The 18471-nt window shown below is 60.7% G+C and carries 14 protein-coding genes; 11 read left to right on the top strand and 3 right to left on the bottom strand.

All coding sequences use genetic code 11. From position 1 onward, the window contains the following. Positions 1-79: 79 nt before the first annotated feature. Genes C7435_RS09295 through C7435_RS09285 form a run of 3 tightly spaced genes read right to left on the bottom strand, consistent with a single transcriptional unit; the run spans position 80 to position 2257 of the window. Positions 80-1039 (bottom strand): hypothetical protein, encoded by a 960-nt coding sequence (locus C7435_RS09295; RefSeq protein WP_121211082.1) that lies wholly within the window; start codon positions 1037-1039, stop codon positions 80-82. Between the two features lie 2 nt (positions 1040-1041). Further along, a complete protein-coding gene (locus C7435_RS09290; protein ID WP_121211080.1) occupies positions 1042-1905 on the bottom strand; it encodes a CsgG/HfaB family protein in 864 nt (287 codons plus the stop codon). Position 1906: 1 nt separating this feature from the next. After that, positions 1907-2257: a hypothetical protein gene (locus tag C7435_RS09285; protein WP_147422668.1), complete on the bottom strand. Its 351-nt coding sequence runs from the start codon at positions 2255-2257 to the stop codon at positions 1907-1909. Between the two features lie 253 nt (positions 2258-2510). On the opposite strand from C7435_RS09285, the gene C7435_RS09280 reads away from it, so the two are divergent. The 11 genes from C7435_RS09280 to C7435_RS09230 all read left to right on the top strand — a co-directional run bounded on the left by C7435_RS09280 (position 2511) and on the right by C7435_RS09230 (position 17768). Next, the gene (locus tag C7435_RS09280; protein ID WP_075190005.1) at positions 2511-3065 is read left to right on the top strand and encodes a heme NO-binding domain-containing protein; all 555 of its coding nucleotides are present in this window, start codon (positions 2511-2513) and stop codon (positions 3063-3065) included. Between the two features lie 77 nt (positions 3066-3142). After that, positions 3143-4774 carry an ATP-binding protein gene (locus tag C7435_RS09275; RefSeq protein ID WP_121211076.1) on the top strand — a complete coding sequence of 544 codons (1632 nt, stop codon included), beginning with the start codon at positions 3143-3145 and terminating at the stop codon, positions 4772-4774. Further along, on the top strand, positions 4746-5351 hold the full coding sequence (locus C7435_RS09270; RefSeq protein WP_121211075.1) for a response regulator transcription factor: 606 nt from the start codon (positions 4746-4748) through the stop codon (positions 5349-5351). Before C7435_RS09275 ends, C7435_RS09270 begins: the two co-directional genes overlap by 29 nt. Before the next feature lie 421 nt (positions 5352-5772). Then, positions 5773-8781 (top strand): TonB-dependent receptor, encoded by a 3009-nt coding sequence (locus C7435_RS09265; protein WP_233350736.1) that lies wholly within the window; start codon positions 5773-5775, stop codon positions 8779-8781. Between the two features lie 214 nt (positions 8782-8995). After that, on the top strand, positions 8996-9757 hold the full coding sequence (locus C7435_RS09260; RefSeq protein ID WP_075190002.1) for a FadR/GntR family transcriptional regulator: 762 nt from the start codon (positions 8996-8998) through the stop codon (positions 9755-9757). Positions 9758-9872: 115 nt separating this feature from the next. Then, positions 9873-12095, top strand: a complete 2223-nt coding sequence (locus tag C7435_RS09255) for a polysaccharide lyase 6 family protein (protein WP_121211071.1) — start codon at positions 9873-9875, stop codon at positions 12093-12095. Next, a complete protein-coding gene (locus C7435_RS09250) occupies positions 12092-14257 on the top strand; it encodes an alginate lyase family protein (protein ID WP_121211070.1) in 2166 nt (721 codons plus the stop codon). The genes C7435_RS09255 and C7435_RS09250 overlap by 4 nt, the downstream gene beginning before the upstream one ends. A gap of 3 nt (positions 14258-14260) precedes the next feature. Then, complete coding sequence (locus C7435_RS09245) at positions 14261-14653, top strand: cupin domain-containing protein (RefSeq protein WP_083635084.1); 393 nt, start codon at positions 14261-14263, stop codon at positions 14651-14653. Continuing rightward, the gene (locus C7435_RS09240) at positions 14653-15990 is read left to right on the top strand and encodes an MFS transporter (protein WP_075190000.1); all 1338 of its coding nucleotides are present in this window, start codon (positions 14653-14655) and stop codon (positions 15988-15990) included. The genes C7435_RS09245 and C7435_RS09240 overlap by 1 nt, the downstream gene beginning before the upstream one ends. Before the next feature lie 26 nt (positions 15991-16016). Further along, positions 16017-16769, top strand: coding sequence for an SDR family NAD(P)-dependent oxidoreductase (locus C7435_RS09235; protein ID WP_075189999.1), 753 nt, complete (start codon positions 16017-16019; stop codon positions 16767-16769). A gap of 21 nt (positions 16770-16790) precedes the next feature. Then, positions 16791-17768: a sugar kinase gene (locus tag C7435_RS09230; protein ID WP_325048647.1), complete on the top strand. Its 978-nt coding sequence runs from the start codon at positions 16791-16793 to the stop codon at positions 17766-17768. Positions 17769-18471: the final 703 nt, after the last annotated feature.

Here is an 18471-nt window from a genome sequence, read left to right as displayed (position 1 = left end):
CAATGTTTCCCTGTATGGAAGTGAAGATTGAAAGGCGCCGGACCCAAAAGGGGGGGGAGATCCGGCGCCTTCCGCTGGCTCAATCGACGTTGATGCTGACGGAGTTGCCGATAGCGGCCGCTGTGGCGGCTGCGTCGGTGCCGTAGCCGATGGTCGCATTGAGCACAGCCAGCTGGCCGGCCGTGTTCCACTGATTGACCGAGCTTGAGACATTGCCGGCAATGGCGCTGTTCAGGCTGGTCAGGCTGTAGGAATTGCCGATCGAAGCGGCGGTGACCGCAGCGTCGGAGAAACCGGCCAGCGAGCCGTTGAGTTCGGCAATCATGGTGCCGGAGTTGCGCTGCGCTGCGGTGATCGAACTGCCGCCCGGCACTTCGACCGACAGCGAGTTGCCGATTGAAGCGGCCGTCATGCTGACGTCCGTCACGTCGCCCGACACTGCGGTCAGGTCGGCGGTCAGGTTGCCGAGATTGTTCTGGTCAACCGTCATGTTGATCAACGAGGCGGGCGATGAGATGGATGCCGTATTGCCGATCGCAGCCGCGGTGATGGCCGCGGTATCAATGGCGGTGATGGCGGCATCGGCGTCGGCAACAGCATTGCCTTCATTGCCCTGGGTCAGGTCGGCGCCGACATTTGCGGCCGCTTCGAGCGAGTAGGAGTTTCCGATCGCAGCGGAGGTCCCGGTGACGTCGTCGACGGTGGTCGCGATCAGGTCCAGGTAGGAGTCCTGGTTGCCGGAATTGGACTGGCCCGTAGCGTAGTCGACGGCGCTTGAGGCGGCTTCATTGCTGCCACCGAGATCGACATTGGCGTCAACCAGGCTTTCGCCACCCAGGTCAATCGTGGCGTCGAGGATATCCGCGCCGCCGAGATCAACGCCGGCATCCACCAGGTTGTCACCGCCGATATCAACAGTGGCGTCGGCGAGATCGCCCAGGCCCAGATCGACATCGACGAGGGAATCGGTCGCTTGAGCAAAAGCTGCGGGACCGGACAGTGCCACCAGGGCAGTGGCGAGAAGAACAGACCGTTTCATGATTAATCTCCGGAAGTGGGGGTCTGGAAGGAAACAGGGGTGCCGGTCGCGGCTGTCCCTGCGGTTGAACAGGTCTGCGCGGCGGGGCCGGCAAGGCCTGAGACGAGGTCGAAAACGGCGCTTTCGACGATCGTTCGGATGGCGGTGTGGACCGGCTCCTGGACGCGTTCGCCCATGCCGATGTCCAACGTCGTGTCGCCGATGAATTCAAACACGCCGGCGCGGATCTCGTGTCCGCGGATCACCTTGCTCTGGCTGACGATATCGATGACACGAAGGTCAGTCGCATCGACCAGGCGAAGGTCCAGGCCAACGGTCATCGCATAGTGGCGACGGCCGCCAATCAGCGGTCCGATGCGGGCTTCCGCGACGCCGGAATGCAGATTGAAGTTCAGTTCGGTAACACCGCCGAGAATGATGTAGTCGCTCCCGGCGATGGAGCCCGCCATGACCCGACGGTAGTTTTGTGTCGGCTGGCCATCGGGCCCGATCAGACGGCTGTTCGCGAATTCCAGCTCTTGCTGGGCAACCCGCGTGTCGAGGCGTTCGGCGAGCGGGAAGCCCGCCCGGTCCAGCGCGGACATCACCATCAAGGCCGTACCCTGGGTCGCCACCGTTCCGTCGAGCGAGGAAAACCGCCCGGTCAGGTCGTTGACGTCACCGACGGCAATCCGCGGGCGACCCGCCGTGGCGGCCCGGGCCAGGCAGTCCAGGTCCGGCGAATAGGCGGTCGAATTGTCGATGACCCGGGCGCCGGTATAGCCGGCCATGTGGTCATGGAAGTCACCGGAGAGGCTGGCGCAACCGGTCATGGCGCAGAGGGAGAGCGCCGACACACCGGCTTTGAGGGAGGGCAACCAGCTCATCCTAATTCCCCGATCCGTTCGGCAGCTCGCCGACGATGGCGGTCTGGTTGCCGAGATTGATCTGGGTGGTGTCGAGCTGGACCGTATTGTTGTTGCCGGTGATCGTGACGCTGACGAGATTGCCGATGGCGGTCGCCTGGCTCGTCGTGGCGGTCACGCCCCAGCTGGGCATGAGCCGGCTCTGAGTGCCACCGCCGGTGCCCGTCGACAGCTGGCTAGTGCCGGAGATCACAACCCGGTTGCCTTGCGCATCCTGCTGGAACCCCATTGCCTGGTTGACGGCAAATCCGGAGTCCAGGCTGACGGGGCTCGCCATTTGGGCGGCGGCAAGGGCGAAACTGGCGATGGGCATGGCTGCCTCCTCGGGGTCATCTGTTTGTTGATCCGAAGTTGGCAGCCGGAGCCGGGCGCCGATATTGACCAGGTGGCCCATTCTCAGCGGCAGGTGGACAGGCGGACCTGACCATTCGGACAGGGGGCCTGTTCGCCTGGTCAGGGCGGACCGACCGTTCGAACCGGGTCCGCCCTACCTGTCCGAATGGTCAGGTTGTCTTCGCGCCCGCTCGCGCGACAATGGCGTCGGGATTGAAAAGAAGGGTAGACACATGAAGGGCGTTGTTTTTCGCCAGTTCATCGACCACGCAGAAGCCGCTTTCGGCGAGGCTCTGGTTGATAAGGTGCTCGATCAAGCGGACTTGCCGTCCGGCGGGGCCTATACCAGTGTCGGCTATTACGATCATGCCGAAATGTTGACCCTGGTTGGGAAGACATCAGAGCTGACCGGCCAGTCGGTCCGTGAGCTTCTGGTCGGTTTCGGCAATTCACTGTTTGCGGCCCTGATCGCCTCGCACGAGCAACCGGGGATCATTCATCCGTTCGACTTGATGGAGCGCATCCACGGCGTCATCCACCGTGATGTGCGCAAACTCTATCCCGATGCGGAAGTTCCTGAGATCCTGGTCACGGCGCGCGATGGCAATGCTCGCCTTGTCGTCGATTATCACTCGACCCGTCCGATGGCCGATCTCTGCGAAGGCATGATCCTTGCCGCTCTGGACCACTATGGCAAAGCGGACGAATATGTCGTTCACAGGACCGATAGCGCCGACAAGCCGTTGCGCGAAGCCCGCTTCGAGATCGTGTCGGGGACAAAGCACTGACTGACAAGGACGAGCAGATTGGCAGGCTTGAACGGCGGCTGGCCCGGGAAACCGCCGCCCGCCGTGAAGCCGAGCGTGTGCTCGAAGCCAAGTCGGCAAGCCTCTATGAAGCCAAGGAACGTCTGAGTGAAGAGACCGCCAAGGTGCAGCGGCTGAGCACAGCCATCGATGTCTCAGCCGATGGTGTCGCGATTGCCGACGCGGCCGGAATTTTTACCTATATGAATCCAATGCATGCCGGCATGTTTGGCTATGCCAGTGTGGACGATTGTCTCGGGCGCCCATGGACGACCCTTTACGACGATGAGGTTTTGTCCGTCTTCGAACGCGAGGTCATGCCCGCCTTCACGCGCGACGGATATTGGCGCGGCGAGGCGACGGGGCGCGCTCAGGATGGCTCGGCAGTCCATCAGAGCCTTTCCCTGACGGCGCTTTCTGACGGCGGCATACTCTGTGTCTCGCGCGACATTGCCATCGACAAGCGTCGCGAGAGCCAGCGCGAACAATTGCAGGCGATGCTGGCCGACGCAGAGCGCCGCGATGCGCTGGGGCGGATGGCCTCGTCTGTCGCGCACGACTTCGCCAATATCCTGACCGCGATCAATGCGTCGGCACGTCTGTTGCGGAACAGCAATGCATCGCCCAAAGACGCGTTGATGTTTGATCGCATCGTGACGTCGTGCAGCCAGGCCAATGATCTGGTCGACGATTTGATGACGTTTGATGCCACCCCGGTGCGGGAAGCGCGGGCCATCGACGAGATTGTTCGAGACGTCGTGGAGATGATGTCCAACCAGTTCACGGCGCCCCATCGTCTCGAACTCGTCGCCAATGAGGAGCGGCTCGTTTGTGAAACCGACCCCACCCTGTTCGCCCGTCTTATCGCCAATCTGGTGAAGAATGCCCGCGAGGCGCTCGGGACAAGCGGCACGGTCACAGTGCGTACCCTGCGCATTGACGAGGCCGGGCCGATTGACCTGCCATTCCAGCCGTCAGCTTTCAATCACCGCGGCGAACTCCGCCACTACCCGGCGGCGCGTCTTGTGGTCCAGGATGATGGCAATGGCATGCCCCAAGAGGCCCTCGACCAGGCGTTCACACCTTTTCAGTCCAGCAAGGGGCGTGGGCGCGGGCTGGGCCTTGCTACGATCGACGCCTTGCTGACCGGCCAGGAAGCCTGTGTCGCCTCCTATAGTCGTCCGGCCGAAGGCACGGTCTTTGTGGTCGACCTGCCGCTTCAGGTCGCTGAAATCGCTGTACCGGCTGCGGCTGACGACAGTGAGGGCGCGGTCAATCATGCGACGGGTGCCCTCGTCGTGGATGATGACGAGACCTTGATGAATTTCGTCTGCGAGGCGGCCAGGCGCGCGGGCTGGGACCCGGTCGGCTTTACAGACCCTGTCGAGGCACTGAAGGTTTTCCGGGCCGCGCCCAAAGCGTTTGGCGTGGTGGTTACAGATCGCCGGATGCCGCAAATGTCAGGCGATGAACTGGTGCGCGCTTTGCTCGCCATCCGCCCGGATACACGTATCGTGATGTGTTCAGGCGCGCTGCAGCCACCGCTGCCGGCCGGACTCGCCGCTACGCTTGCCAAACCGGCTACACTCGACGATCTGGTCGATACTATCGGAGCGCCGGTGGCCGACCAGGGTGGCCAGGTCCGAACACAGGAAACTGAGCATGAAAATTCTGATTGCCGACGATCATGATCTCGTCCTCGACGCTGTCCGGTCCTTGCTCGAAAACGATATTCCCGATGTCGAAGTCGAACTGGTGCGGTCCGGCGATGAGGTCGAGCGCATTCTTTCTGACGGCAGCCGATATGACCTCGTCCTGCTGGATCTCAGAATGCCCGGGATTGCCGGTGTTCAGGATGTCAGGGATTTGATGAAGCGGCATGGCGACCAGCCGGTCGCGATCCTGTCCGGGATGGCTGCGCCGATGGAGGTGCAGATGCTGCTGGAGAATGGTGCCCGGGGCTTCATCCCGAAAACCATGCCGGCCGACGGTTTGGTCGCGGCCGTCCGGCTCATCCTTGCCGGTCAGGTCTTTTCGCCCATCCATCACACAACCGACCCGGAAAACGCGCCGGCGTCGCTGACTCCGCGAGAGCGCGAAGTCCTATTCTGCCTGCAGCGCGGCGAGGCCAACAAGGAAATCGCCCGCAGTCTCGACATTCAGGAGACAACGGTGAAGCTCCATCTGCGTTCCCTCGCCCTGAAGCTGGAAGCCCGCAACCGGACCGAGGTTGTCGTCAAGGCCATCCAGGCTGGCCTCCTGGCCTGAGACGCCGACGCGGCAACGTCCGAGGGGCTTGGCGTTGAGCCGATTGAGTCGGTTCGGAGCCTTCGAGGCTGTCGGACCGGCTTATGGTCAAGGACAGCCGCTCCGCCGTGTTGGGCGAGTGGCGGCGCCTTGTGGACCACAGTCTACAAAAACTCGGGCTGCCAAGACGTCTCCGCTTCTGTCTGGCAGCACTGCCATGATCTCGGCAATGTCGGACGATCACGCGCGTTCATCAGCATCCGGAATGGGCGCCGTGCAAAGTGGTAAGTCCAATTTCTTCTATTTGATATACCAATTTAATATACCGAATTTACAAAATGGCCTAGTAAAATGGTTGACAGCATCTGATTTTTGTCTCCCAATCGGACTACAAAAAAACCTAAGGGGAGTGAATATGCTTAAATCAGGGAAGGAGCGCCGCTTGTCGCGCTCTCGGTGGGCGCGTGCCCTTATGCTGGGTGGTGCGGTTGCCGCATTCTCGGCGCCATCCTTTGCTCAGGACGACGAAGTCGAAGACGTTGTTGTCATCCAGGGAATTCGCCAGACCATTCAGGACTCGATCGAGACCAAGCGGAACGCTGACACGGTTGTCGAGGCACTGTCGGCCGACGACATCGGTGATCTGCCGGCGCTGTCGATCGGTGAGGCGCTTGAGACGCTGACAAGCGCGGCGTCCCATATCGAGCAAGGCGGCGCGACCGAAATTTCGATCCGGGGCCTCGGTCCCTATCTCGGTTCGACCGTGATCAATGGTCGCGAGGCGGCGAATGGGAGTGGCGATCGCTCGGTCAATTTCAGCCAGTTTCCGTCGGAATTGTTCAATTCCCTTGCCGTTTACAAGACGCAGGAGGCCAGCTTCATCGAGGGGGGCGTGTCGGGTCAGATTTCGCTCTCGACCCTGCGTCCGATCGATTATGGCCGGAGCCGGCTTCAGCTTGAGCTGAAGGGCAATTACAATCCGGACAATGCGGATTTGAACATCAGCGAGCGCGGCATCGGCCACCGGGCGACGCTCAGCTTCGTCGACAGCTGGGAGACCGGTGCGGGTGAATTCGGCCTGTCCTTTGGATATCAGAGCAACCGCTCGACCAATCCGGAACAAGAGGCGCGGACGACGAGCGCATTCCGCGATTGCCGGAATGTTGTTTCCGGTGACCCCAACAGCGACAATTTCGGCGTCGACAGTCTCGGCGACCCGGATGAAAACTGTGATGGGGGTGGCGGCGACCTGGTCCTTGAGATCGATCCCGCAACCGGTGTGGCACCAGATGCCAATACGCCCTTCGTCTTCGTTCCGAGCCAGCGCCATTTCCGCCAGAACATCACGGATGATGCGCGCGACTCGATCTTCTTCGCGGCCCAATGGCAGCCGAATGCGCGCTGGGACATCAATGTCGACTTCCAGCAGTCCGATCGCGAGTTCACCGAACTGCGCAGTGACCTGACGATCGACGGTAATTCGGTCCTGAATGTCGGCGAAAGTGGTGAGATCGTTCCGTTGTCCGTGAGTTCTACCGGCGCTTTTCTGGGCGGCACGACCTATGACGGCGCGGAAGTCAGCTCGCACTATATGGAGCGCATCGAGGAATACACCGGCTATGGATTGGCGGCCGAGTACCAGTTGACCGACGACCTGACGATTTCGGCCGACTACTCGTATTCGGAAACGATGCGGCGCGAGAACATCATCCAGTCACGCTTGCGCAGTGACACGGACGGTGACTCCGGGTCCGAGGATGTATTCGTCGGAATTATCGTCGAGGACGATGCGCAACGTTTCGTGTTCGGGGACTTTGATGTCACCGACCCGGCTAATTTCGATGTCGGCCCGCGTACCCGGGAAGATCTCAACCAGTTCCGCAACAACAGCATCGAAGCGTTCCGGGCTGATTTCGACTATCTGTGGGACAATGGTTTCATCACCAATGTCAGGGGCGGTGTCCGGCATTCGACGCTGGAATATGACTCCGTGCCTCGCGTCCGCCGCGAGAGCGATGGCAGCCCGCTGTCTGTCGGTGATGGTGCCGCTGCCAGCGCGGCCTGCATGAACAGCGTTTTCCCGGAGAATGATTTTCTTTCGGACGTCGTGGACGGTCCGTTGATCACGAATGTCGATAGCGCCGGGAATGTCATCACCAATGGAACGGGCAATTCCTGGGTGACTTTCGACCCGCTTTGCCTCGCCGAGGCCATCCTGGGTCGTGCACCGAGTATCCCGGATGCGAGCGATGTGTTTTTGACCTCGGCTGAAATGGGTACCGGTCAAAATCCGCTCCAGATTGTTGATGTTGCAGAAGAAACGATCGCTGCCTATCTGCAGGCTGACTTCGCCGGCGAAATGGGTGAACTGCCGGTCCGGGGTAATTTCGGTGTTCGTGTCGTGGATACGGAAGTGACGTCGAATGGCTATCGCGGATCCCTGACGCTTGATCGCGACGGGGCCAATGTCATCACCGGCATCGGCGTCGACAATAGCAACCTCATCGAGATCACGGCCAGTCACAGCTACACTGAGGTTCTGCCGAGCGCGAACCTGGTGGTCGAGCTGCGCGAAGACGTGCTGTTGCGCGGTGGCATCTACCGTGCGCTGTCGCGGCCGGATCCGTCCGATCTGGGTGTGGGGCGCAGTTTCTCGAGCAGCATCGACAATGACGGCGGATCGACCGACGTGGCCGATGTCATCGCCCAGGTCACCGGCTTCGGAAATCCGGAGCTCGACCCTCTGATGTCGTGGAATTATGACGCGGCGCTCGAATGGTATCCCAACGAGGACACCATTCTGGCCTTCGGGGTCTACTACAAGAGCTTCAATGGTGGTTTCACAAACGTCGGACAGGTGGAGACATTCACGGTCGATGGGCAGGACCTCCAGGCTGTTGTCACGACCCAGGCGGTGGACAGTGAGGAGAGCACGATTTCAGGCTTTGAAATCTCGGCTGCGCACTCCTTCAGCTATCTGCCGGGTGCCTGGAGCGGTCTCGGCTTCCGGGTCGGATACAACTACGCCGACTCTGATTTCGAGTTTGAGGATGCTGTTTTCGGTGCATCGACCATCATCGCCGCCGATGGCAGCGAGATCGAACGGGTTGGCATCGTCGCGCCTGCCAATGTTCCCGGCCTGTCGGAGCATGTCGCGTCGGCGCAGCTTTACTACAGCATCGGTGATCTCGATCTGCAGGGGGTCTACAAGTATCGCAGTGGCTACTTCCAGCAGTTCATCGCGACGCCGGGTAATCTGCGCTACATTGATGAGCGTGGCATTTACGAAGCGCGGGCCTCTTACCAGATCAATGACGCTGTTCGCGTCAGCGTTGAGGCGATCAACATCTTTGATGAGCCGCGTGTCCAGTACAACCCGACCCAGGACAACTTCGCGGAAGTCAATGTCTATGGGCCGCGTATCTATTTCGGTGTGCGGGGACGTTTCTGATCGAAGCGTCGCGACCACCTCAACAATACCCTTACCCTCAAGGGAACTTCGGCGTCTCCTGGTGCCCGGCTTGTCCGGGCACCAGCGGGGCGCCGCTTCATTTGTGAATATGGCCTGGAAAATTTGTAGTCCAATTTGGATAATGCTATGATTTTTCCGAGGTCTATCCGACCAGGTCAAATTTCAAGAACGATCAGAAACGGCACTCACCACAATGACCACAGACAAGCGCCTGTATAATCAGATTGCCCGCCGCATCATTGCCCTGATTGACGAAGGCAAATTTCCGCCGGGCAGCCGTTTGCCCGGTGAGCGGGATCTGGCGACCCAGCTGGGCGTGAGCCGTGTCACGGTACGCGAAGCGCAGATTGCGCTGCAGGCCCAGGGACGGATTGAGGTTCGCACCGGTTCCGGCGCGAAAGTGCTTCCGGCAACCCCGTCCAGCGATGCGCTGCCGACAATCGAGGCTTTCGAGTTGACCCAGGCCCGGACGCTTATTGAAAGCGAGGCGGCCGCCTTGGCCGCCACGATGATCACCGACGAAGAGCTGGAACAGCTTGATCGACTGGTCTCGAAAATGTCGGATGACAGTGAGAATGACGAGGCGTTGCACCAGGATGCGGATCGGGAATTCCACCTGACGATCGCCCGGGCATCCAAGAATGCGGCAATCATCGATATGATTGAACGCCTGTGGCGGTTTCGGACCGAGATCGATGAGATCCGGAATGCGTATGATTCCATTTGCGGAATTTCTCCGGAAATGCGCCTGTCGGAGCATCGGGACATCGCTCTCGCCTTGCGGGAGCGGGACCCCGAGAAGGCGCGGGCGGCGATGCGACGCCATTTCGCCTGTATCGTGGAGGCGATGCTCAACACGGCCGAGCAAAAGGCGATCGAAGAGGCGCGTCGGCGCACCAGCGAGGCCCGTGAGCGCTATCTCGGCAATGGCGAAACCGTCCCGCAGAACGCATAGGCCAATTGACTAGGCCATTTTATCAAAATTGGACTGTGAAATATCTTGTCCGCTTGGTCCGGGGTGGTTATGCTCTCCGCTGAAGCTTCATCAATAGAAGCCAAGTGGAGGAAGCATGACCCCGATCCGACTCGGCCCATCGTGGCTGGTGCGCAGCGTCGCACTCGTGTTTTTGGCCTTGATAGGTTTGCCGGGCGGGGCAAGTGCCACCGACTTCCTCGTTACCGACCGCCAGGCCTATGAGGCAGCGCTTGACCGGGTGCAGCCCGGTGACCGGATCGTGCTTGCCGATGGAATCTGGGAAGACTTCGAAATTGTTTTCGAGGCGACCGGCACGGTCGATGCGCCGATCTATCTGATGGCCCAGACGCCGGGCGCGGTCATACTGACTGGCCAGTCCAATTTGCGGATCGGCGGCGAACATCTGGTCGTTTGGGGACTGACCTTTCGGGACGGCTATTCGCCGACGAGCGAGGTGATTTCTTTCCGGCGTGACAGTCAGACGCTCGCGAACCATACGCGCTTGGTCGAGACGGTGATCGAAAACTACAATCAACCGGATCGCGAGACCCAGGACTCCTGGGTCGTGGTCTACGGTCGGAATAATCGTATCGACCGCAATGCCTTTGTCGGAAAAACCAACCGTGGGCCGACAATGGTCGTGCGGCTGAATTCTGAAGGCAGCCAGAACAATAATCACGTGATCGAACGCAATTATTTCGGACCACGCCCACCGCTTGGCGGTAATGGCGGCGAGACCTTGCGGATCGGGGTCAGTCAATACTCCCGGGTCAATTCCGGTACGGTCGTGCGGCAGAATTATTTCGACCGTTGTGACGGCGAGGTGGAAATCATCTCGATCAAGTCAGAAGGCAATCTGATCTCCGAGAACGTGTTCTACGAGTCCCGTGGCTCAGTCGTCTTCCGTCACGGCGGGCGCAATGAAGTGTCGCGCAACATCTTCTTCGGAAACGGCGTCTCCGATACCGGCGGTATCCGCGTCATCAACGACAACCAGATCGTTCGCGACAACTACCTGGAAGGCTTGCGCGGCCGCAAATTCCTGGGCGCGCTTGTTGTCATGAACGGCGTCCCGAACTCGCCGGAGAACCGCTACCACCAAGTTGATAACGCCCAAATCCAAAACAATAGCTTTGTCGACGTGCTGGAGCTTGGTTTTGCGGTTGGCAGCGATGATGAGCGCAGTGCCGTTCCGGTCAACAGTGAAATGAGTCGCAACATCTTGCTCTCTGACGAGCACGAGCCGGTTGCCATTTTTGATGATGTGGCGGGGATCCGGTTCGCCGACAATGTCTCGAACAATCGACGTTTCGACGTCATTGGCTCGGCGGCGATAGCCGACTTCTCGCTCGCGCGTGCCGACAACGGCCTCATCTACATGCAAGGCGACGCCGTCGAGGACGGGGTCGGTGCTCCGCGTGACCTGCAGCCAATTGCGCGCAGTGCGACCGGGCCGCGGCACTATGAAAAACCGGCTCAGATACAACAGGTCGGTTCGGTTCTCGAGGTCGAGGCAAGTGAGGCCGCTTTGGTCGAGGCAATCAGCAGCGCCGAACCCGGCGACATCGTCCGTATCGCCGATGGCGACGTCACCGTGTCCTCGCCCATTCTGATCACTCAGCCGATCACGATCGAAGGTGGTGATGGTGTGGACCTGATAGCGTCGGAGGCGGGCCTGTTCCTGCTTCAGGCCGGCGGCGAGCTGACCTTGCGCAATGTGAGCCTGACCCAATCGAGCGCCGAGACGGCACTGATCCATGCGGTGGGCGAGCAGTATCGCGGCGCCTATCGCCTGCATGTCGAGAATGTGGCGCTTGCCACGAGTCGAACCGACCGCGTCGGCCCGTTTATCGCCGCCGACAATGCCACCTTCGCCCGCGTCGTCATCATTGATCGCCTGCAGGTCAAGAACTGGCCGGGTTCCCTGATCGAGCTGAGCGGCGAGGGCCTGGACGGCTGGTATCTCGCGGATGAAATCAGGGTCGAGAACAGTGATCTGGCGTCGCTCGCCGGGCCGCTGATACGCTTCGGCCGGGAAGGGCGCGACGAAAGCACGTTCGGGCCCCGCTTCAGTCTGACCGACTCCGTCCTTGATGGCGTCGCGCAGGGCGCTGCGGCCTTGTCTCTGGACGGTATTGACCAGCTGCACCTGACCAATAACAGGATTGCCATGTCGGGCGTCTTTGACATCCGTCGCCGGGTTCTGGGCTGGCCGTTCGAAATTGGTGGCAATGATGCCGATGACCAGGCGGTTTTGAACTTGCGGGGTGTCAATGGCGAGGTTCTCGAGGCGAATCTGGCCGGAGCCCCCCAATGATCCGGGCGCTCGGCCTCGCCGCCGCCCTCTTGGGAATCCCCGCCTGTGCCTCGGCCCAACCGAACCTCATCCTGACCGAAGCAGGCGTTGATGCTTTCGAGCGCGCGGAAACGCTGCCGCCCTTGATTCAACATGCGCATGACGCTGCTGTCAGGCGTGTCGAGACCAGTATCGGGGCGGGCCTGATTGTGCCGGAACCCACGGATCCGGGCGGCGGATACTCGCACGAACGACACAAGGAAAACTACAAGATCATCCACGATGCCGGACTATTGTTCGCCATCACGGGGGATCGCCGATATCTCGAGCACGCCGAAGCATATTTGCTGGCCTATGCCGACATGTATGGCGATCTGCCCCTGCATCCCGAGCGCCGTAACCAAGCGCCTGGCCGCCTGTTCTGGCAGAGCCTGAATGAGGCTGTCTGGCTGGTCTATTCGATCCAGGGCTACGACGCGATCCGGAGCGCCTTGTCTGACGAGTCGCGCGTTCGTATTGAGGCCGACCTGCTTCGGCCGATGGCGGAATTCCTGTCCACAGAGTCGCCCCAAACCTTCCAGCGCATCCACAACCACGGCACCTGGGCCGCTGCGGCTGTCGGTATGACCGGCTATGCGCTGGACGACCCGGCCCTGGTCGAGCGTGCCTTGCTTGGGTTGGACCTTGATGGACGCGCGGGATTTCTGGCTCAGCTCGATCAACTTTTCTCGCCGGATGGTTATTATACCGAGGGGCCGTACTACCAGCGCTATGCCCTGATGCCCTTCGTCTTGTTTGGACAGGCGGTTCACAACAACGAACCGGAACGCGGCATTTTCGAACATCGCGACGGCATTCTCCTGGAGGCGATCCTCGCCACGATCCAGCAAAGCTATGGCGGCCGCTTTTTCCCGATCAATGACGCGATCCGGGAAAAGGGACTCGACACGATTGAGGTCGTTTACGGCGTCGCCGCCGCCTATGCGCTGACCGGCGATACCGGTCTGCTCTCGATCGCGCAGCGACAGGGCGCAACCGTTCTGACCGGTGATGGGCTGGTGGTTGCGACAGACCTCGATGCTGGCGCTGCCACGCCGTTCGATTTCGACACCCGCCTTCTTCGCGATGGACCTGATGGCGACCAGGGCGGCCTTGCGATCCTGCGCATGGGCGAGGGTGAGCTGGCGCAGACCGTTGTGGCCAAACATACCGGTCAGGGAATGGGGCACGGCCATTTCGACAAGCTGTCTCTCATTCTCTATGACGGCGGCCACGAGATACTGACCGATTACGGTGCCGCGCGTTTCCTGAACGTGCCGTCAAAGGACGGTGGCCGCTACCTGCCTGAAAACAGTTCCTGGGCGCGGCAGACAATCGCTCACAACACGGTGGTTCTGGACGAAGTCAGCCATCACGACGGTGATTGGCGGCGCGGTCAGGCGAGCTGGCCGACGGTCTCATTGTTCGAGCAACTTGATGGCGTCAATGTCGTATCGGCGAGTATTGCCGATGCTTATCCCGACACCACGCTCACCCGGACAACCTTTCAGATTTCGGTCGCTGATCGCGCCCGCCCATTCGTGGTCGATATCTTTGATGTCGACGCGCCGACAGCGTCGCAGATCGATTTTCCGATCTATTTTGCGGGACAGCTGACCGATTTCGATGCCCGGTTCGAGCGTTTCACCGGACAGCAAACGGCGCTTGGCACGGCCAATGGCTATCAACATTTGTGGGTCGAGGCCCGCGCCGATGTTGCGAGCGGACAGGCCCGTTTCACTTGGCTGACCGAAAACCGCTTCTATACCTATCACGCGCGTGTCAGCGAGGCTGTTGAGGCCCGCATTGTCCGTACTGGGGCGAATGACCCTGACTTCAACCTGCGGACCCAGCAGGGAATCCTGCTGCGTGTTCCGGGCGCCCGGCAGGCCAGGTTCATTTCGGTGATCGAACCGCACGGACTCTACGACCCGGCCAGTGAAGTCACGGTCGCGAGTGAAAGCGGCATCGCCGACATCCGTACGTTCGAGAGCGAAACCGCGACGATTATCCAGATCGAGTTCCGTACAGGTCAGCGCGTCAGCGTTGGTCTTTCCCATGACCTCCAGGACGGGGTCCACACAATAAACGCCGACGGCCATCGATACGAATGGACCGGGGCCTACAATATTTTCCGGGAGTGAGAAATGCTGTCAGCACAAGCAGGATCGGTTGATCGGACCGTCCATGATGCCCCACCCAATTTCGTCAAAGCGGATCCCGCCGGAGCTGAACAGGTGGCTCCGGGTATCCGTCGCCAATTGCTCGGCTATGGCGATGCGCTGATGGGCGCCCGGGTCTGGTTTTCCGAAGGCGCCGTCGGTGAAATGCACGCCCACCCCCACACCCAGATGTCCTACGTCGAATCCGGAACATTCAAGGTCACGGTCGGTGATGAGGAGCAGGTCCTGTCGGCGGGTGACAGCTTTTTTGTCCCGTCGCAGAGCCCGCACGGGGCCGTCTGCCTTGAAGCCGGCGTGCTGATCGACGTGTTCTCACCCGCGCGTGAGGATTTTATCCCGAACCGGGGAGGCGTCTGATGCAAATTTCCCGTCTTCGCTGGTGGGTTGTCACGCTCGTCGCGCTCGCAACCGTGATCAATTACATCGACCGGCAATCACTGAATGTGCTGTGGCCCGAAATTTCGGCAGAACTCTATCCGGACCGGACCGAGGATCAGCGCAAGGAGATATACGCCCTCATCTCGGTCATCTTCGTATTCGCCTATGCGTTCGGCCAGGCGATCTTCGGCAAGATATTCGACTGGATCGGCACCCGGATGGGTTTTGCCCTGTCCATCGCCGTCTGGTCGCTGGCGACGGCCGCTCACGCCTTCGCGCGTGGCCTGGCATCCTTTGCCCTGTTCCGCGCTATCCTGGGTGTCGCCGAGGCCGGTAACTGGCCGGGCGCGACAAAGGCGAATGCCGAATGGTTCCCGACGCGGGAGCGCGCACTTGCGCAGGGCATCTTCAACTCCGGTGCCGCGATTGGCGGCATTGTGTCGATCCCGCTCATCGCCTTCCTGTCGGTGTTCTTTGACTGGCACATCATCTTCATCATCATCGGCCTGACGGGCATGTTGTGGCTGGTCCCCTGGATGGTCCTCGTCAAGTCGCCGCCGAAATCACACCCTTGGGTGACCGAAGCGGAGCGGCAGTACATCCTCACTGGCCAAAAGCCTGCGGACACGGAGCCTGCCGATCCTGAGAGCCAGGGCGCCGAACCGGCGCGCGAAGAGGACGGTTACGCGCCGGGAACGGTCGAGCTGTTGTCGCGTCGGCAGAGCTGGGGCGTGATCATCGCGTCGGCCGCGATTGATCCGATCTGGTGGCTCTTTGTCTTCTGGATACCGATCTACTTGTCCGAAGTTTACGGCTTCAATGTTCGGGAGATCGGCATCTATGGCTGGGTTCCGTATGTCGGCGCCATGTTCGGGGCCTGGTTCGGCGGCCTTCTGGCGCAGAACCGGATCAAGGCGGGCTGGAGCGTCGACGGCGCCCGCAAGCTGACGATCACGCTGGGGTGCCTGATCATGTTGCCCTGTCTTCTGGCAATGTCGCAGGCAGCCAATCCCGTGGTCGCGGTTCTGATCATGGCCGCGATCCTGTTCGGCTTCCAGACAGCGATCGGCAATGTGCAAACCCTCGCGAGCGATTTCCTGAGCGGGAAATCGGTCGGCACGCTGGCGGGCTTTGCGGGCATGGCTGCGAAACTCGGGGCGGCTGGTCTGACCTATCTCGTGCCGTGGCTGACCTTCGGCGGCAACTACACGCCCGCCTTCATTATCGGTGCCGGTCTCGCCCTGCTTGCGCTTGTGAGCGTCTGGGTCGTGTGCGGCCGTATCGAACCCCTCAAGCCGAAAAACGCGAAAGCCTGACGGCGCCCCAATTTTAGGAGAACAAAATGAAACTCGCTGGAAAAACCGCGATTGTTGTGGGCGGTGGCCGAGATATCGGTCGCGCTGTTTCGATCAGCCTGGCCCGCGAAGGCGCCAAGGTTGTCGTGAATTTCAACAATGACGCGACCGCCGCGCAGGCGACCGTGGACGACATTACCAAGGCTGGCGGCGACGCCATTCTGGTCAAGGCCGACGCGACAAAACTGTCCGAAATGGAGGCGCTGGTCGCCGCGACGCAGGCCGCTTTCGGGCCGCAAATCGACATTCTGGCGACCGTGGCCGGGGGCATGGTTGCGCGCAAGACCCTGGCCGAAATGGATGAGGAGTTCTTCGATTTCGTGATGCGGCTCAATGTGCATTCGGCCTTCTTCGCCATGAAAGCCGCCGTGCCGCACATGAAGGACGGGGCCTCGATCATCAATTTCTCGTCCCAGGCCGGCCGCGATGGCGGTGGTCCCGGTGCAACGGCCTACGCCACCGGCAAGGGCGCGGTGATGACGTTCACCCGTGGCATGGCAAAGGAACTCGGCCCGCAAGGCATTCGTGTCAACGCCGTGTGCCCGGGCATGATCGCGACCAGTTTCCATGATCGTTTTTCCAAGGACGAAGTCCGTGAGAAGGTGGCAGGCATGACGCCACTGCGTCGTCAGGGTGCCGCCGAGGAAGTTGGTGAGGTGGTGAGCTATCTTGCATCGGACGAGGCTTCATTTTTGACCGGTGTGTGCCTTGATGTGAATGGCGGCTTGCTGTTCTCGTAAGCGACAAAAGGCAGCCGAGAGATGAATGCTATGGGGCATCGATCCGGGTTCAGCGCCCGCGGCAGGCACGTCGTCTGCTTTGGTGAGGTGATGGCCGAACTTGCGGGTTTGGAAGCAGAGACGGTGCGCGTCGGGGTTGGTGGCGACACTTTCAACACTGCTGTCTATCTCGCCCGTCTCGGCACGTCCGTGAGCTATGCAACGGCTCTGGGGCGTGATCATTTCAGCGGGCGGATCCGCAAGCGCATGGCTTCAGAGGCGGTGCGAGATGATCTTGTCGCAACCTCGGACGATCGCAATTGCGGTCTGTACGCGATCGAGGTTGATGATGCCGGTGAGCGCAGTTTCACATATTGGCGGGCGCAAAGTGCCGCCCGGCAGTTTTTCGATCTTGCCGGGTCCGAGGCGGCACTGAGTGCGATGGCAAACGCCGACGTGCTCTACCTGTCAGGTATTACGCTGTCGATTTTTCCGGAAACCAGCCAGAGAAACCGCATCATCGATCTCGCGCGATCGGTTCGCCGGCGGGGTGGGCATGTTGTGTTTGATACAAACTACCGTCCAGCCGGTTGGTCGTCGGGCGCGGCTGCACGCGACGCGATCTCGGCGTTGAGGCCGCACGTGTCAATCGCCCTTCCTACTTTCGAAGATGAGCAGGCCCTGTTCGGCTTCGAGAGCGTCGAGGAATGTGTCGGCTATTGGCGGCAGGCTGATGTCGCCGAGGTCGTCGTGAAGCATGGACTTCAGGGGGCCTGGTCAGAAGCTGACAATGCTTGGATTGCGCCGCCTGAAATCATTGCACCGGTCGACACGACGGGGGCCGGCGACAGTTTCAATGCCGGCTATCTCCATGCGCGGTTGAACGGTGCGTCCTGCCACGATGCCATTGTGGCCGCCCATAAACTGGCGGCCGTTGTTCTCGGAGTTCGGGGTGCGCTGCTCCCGGCAGATGTGCAACTCCCGACATGGACGAAGGGGCTGGACAAACAGAATGTGTAATCCCGTGCAACACTCCTGCAATGCCATGGCGCGCGCCAAGCATGCCTCCGAGTATCCGGTAGAGTTCGGCGCCCCGATGATCAGTATCGATGGCACTGTATCGGCGGATGGCGGGTTGCGCGCGAGCTTGTCTTCGTCACAGGGCGTACGGCTGCATCTTGAACGGCAAACACGCTATGTGCTGAGGCCGCAGGCCGCATCGACTGATTTGACTGCAGAGGCCGGGCCGGAGTTCAGGTCGCTACCCCGCCTTGAGGGTGAGTGCGCGAGATTGGGTCTTCTCCGATTATTGCGCCTACCACCACCGTCCCTGGCAGACCGGTCGCAGTGTACTCTGGTTCTTTGCACGTTGATTTTGTGGGCACAGGAGATGGCTTGTGAGCTCGACCTCAGGGGAGGGGTGAGTTTGTGCCTCGATATTGCCTGGGCGCCGATCCTGGCGGATTCCCACTGCCGGTGGGTGACGATGTTGTTCGGCCGTTCACTGAAGCAGAGGGTCGAGCTCGAAATTTCTGTGGCAGCATTGTCGGACCGAATCCGCGTGGAGCGGGGTCGCGTGACTGCGTAGCGGTTCGGGAGGTCATTTCGAGTCTTTGTCCGCGATAATTCGTGGTGCTGCGATGATTCATGCCTGGTTTCCGCTGCCATTGGTGAACCTCGAGGGGCGGTTCCACGAAGGCGATATCGACGGCATCAGTGAGGC

This window comes from Maricaulis maris (assembly GCF_003634045.1).
In the GTDB taxonomy this organism is placed as follows: Bacteria; Pseudomonadota; Alphaproteobacteria; order Caulobacterales; family Maricaulaceae; genus Maricaulis; species Maricaulis maris.
Note: the sequence above shows the minus strand (reverse complement) of the source record. Positions and strands in the feature narration are given on the sequence as shown.

What these genes read in the sequence shown, in the direction of transcription:
- C7435_RS09295 (WP_121211082.1), bottom strand. Translation starts at nt 1,039, where the DNA reads ATGAAACGGTCTGTTCTTCTCGCCACTGCCCTGGTGGCACTGTCCGGT.
- C7435_RS09290 (WP_121211080.1), bottom strand. Translation starts at nt 1,905, where the DNA reads ATGAGCTGGTTGCCCTCCCTCAAAGCCGGTGTGTCGGCGCTCTCCCTC.
- C7435_RS09285 (WP_147422668.1), bottom strand. Translation starts at nt 2,257, where the DNA reads ATGCCCATCGCCAGTTTCGCCCTTGCCGCCGCCCAAATGGCGAGCCCC.
- C7435_RS09280 (WP_075190005.1), top strand. Translation starts at nt 2,511, where the DNA reads ATGAAGGGCGTTGTTTTTCGCCAGTTCATCGACCACGCAGAAGCCGCT.
- C7435_RS09270 (WP_121211075.1), top strand. Translation starts at nt 4,746, where the DNA reads ATGAAAATTCTGATTGCCGACGATCATGATCTCGTCCTCGACGCTGTC.
- C7435_RS09260 (WP_075190002.1), top strand. Translation starts at nt 8,996, where the DNA reads ATGACCACAGACAAGCGCCTGTATAATCAGATTGCCCGCCGCATCATT.
- C7435_RS09255 (WP_121211071.1), top strand. Translation starts at nt 9,873, where the DNA reads ATGACCCCGATCCGACTCGGCCCATCGTGGCTGGTGCGCAGCGTCGCA.
- C7435_RS09250 (WP_121211070.1), top strand. Translation starts at nt 12,092, where the DNA reads ATGATCCGGGCGCTCGGCCTCGCCGCCGCCCTCTTGGGAATCCCCGCC.
- C7435_RS09245 (WP_083635084.1), top strand. Translation starts at nt 14,261, where the DNA reads ATGCTGTCAGCACAAGCAGGATCGGTTGATCGGACCGTCCATGATGCC.
- C7435_RS09240 (WP_075190000.1), top strand. Translation starts at nt 14,653, where the DNA reads ATGCAAATTTCCCGTCTTCGCTGGTGGGTTGTCACGCTCGTCGCGCTC.
- C7435_RS09235 (WP_075189999.1), top strand. Translation starts at nt 16,017, where the DNA reads ATGAAACTCGCTGGAAAAACCGCGATTGTTGTGGGCGGTGGCCGAGAT.
- C7435_RS09230 (WP_325048647.1), top strand. Translation starts at nt 16,791, where the DNA reads ATGAATGCTATGGGGCATCGATCCGGGTTCAGCGCCCGCGGCAGGCAC.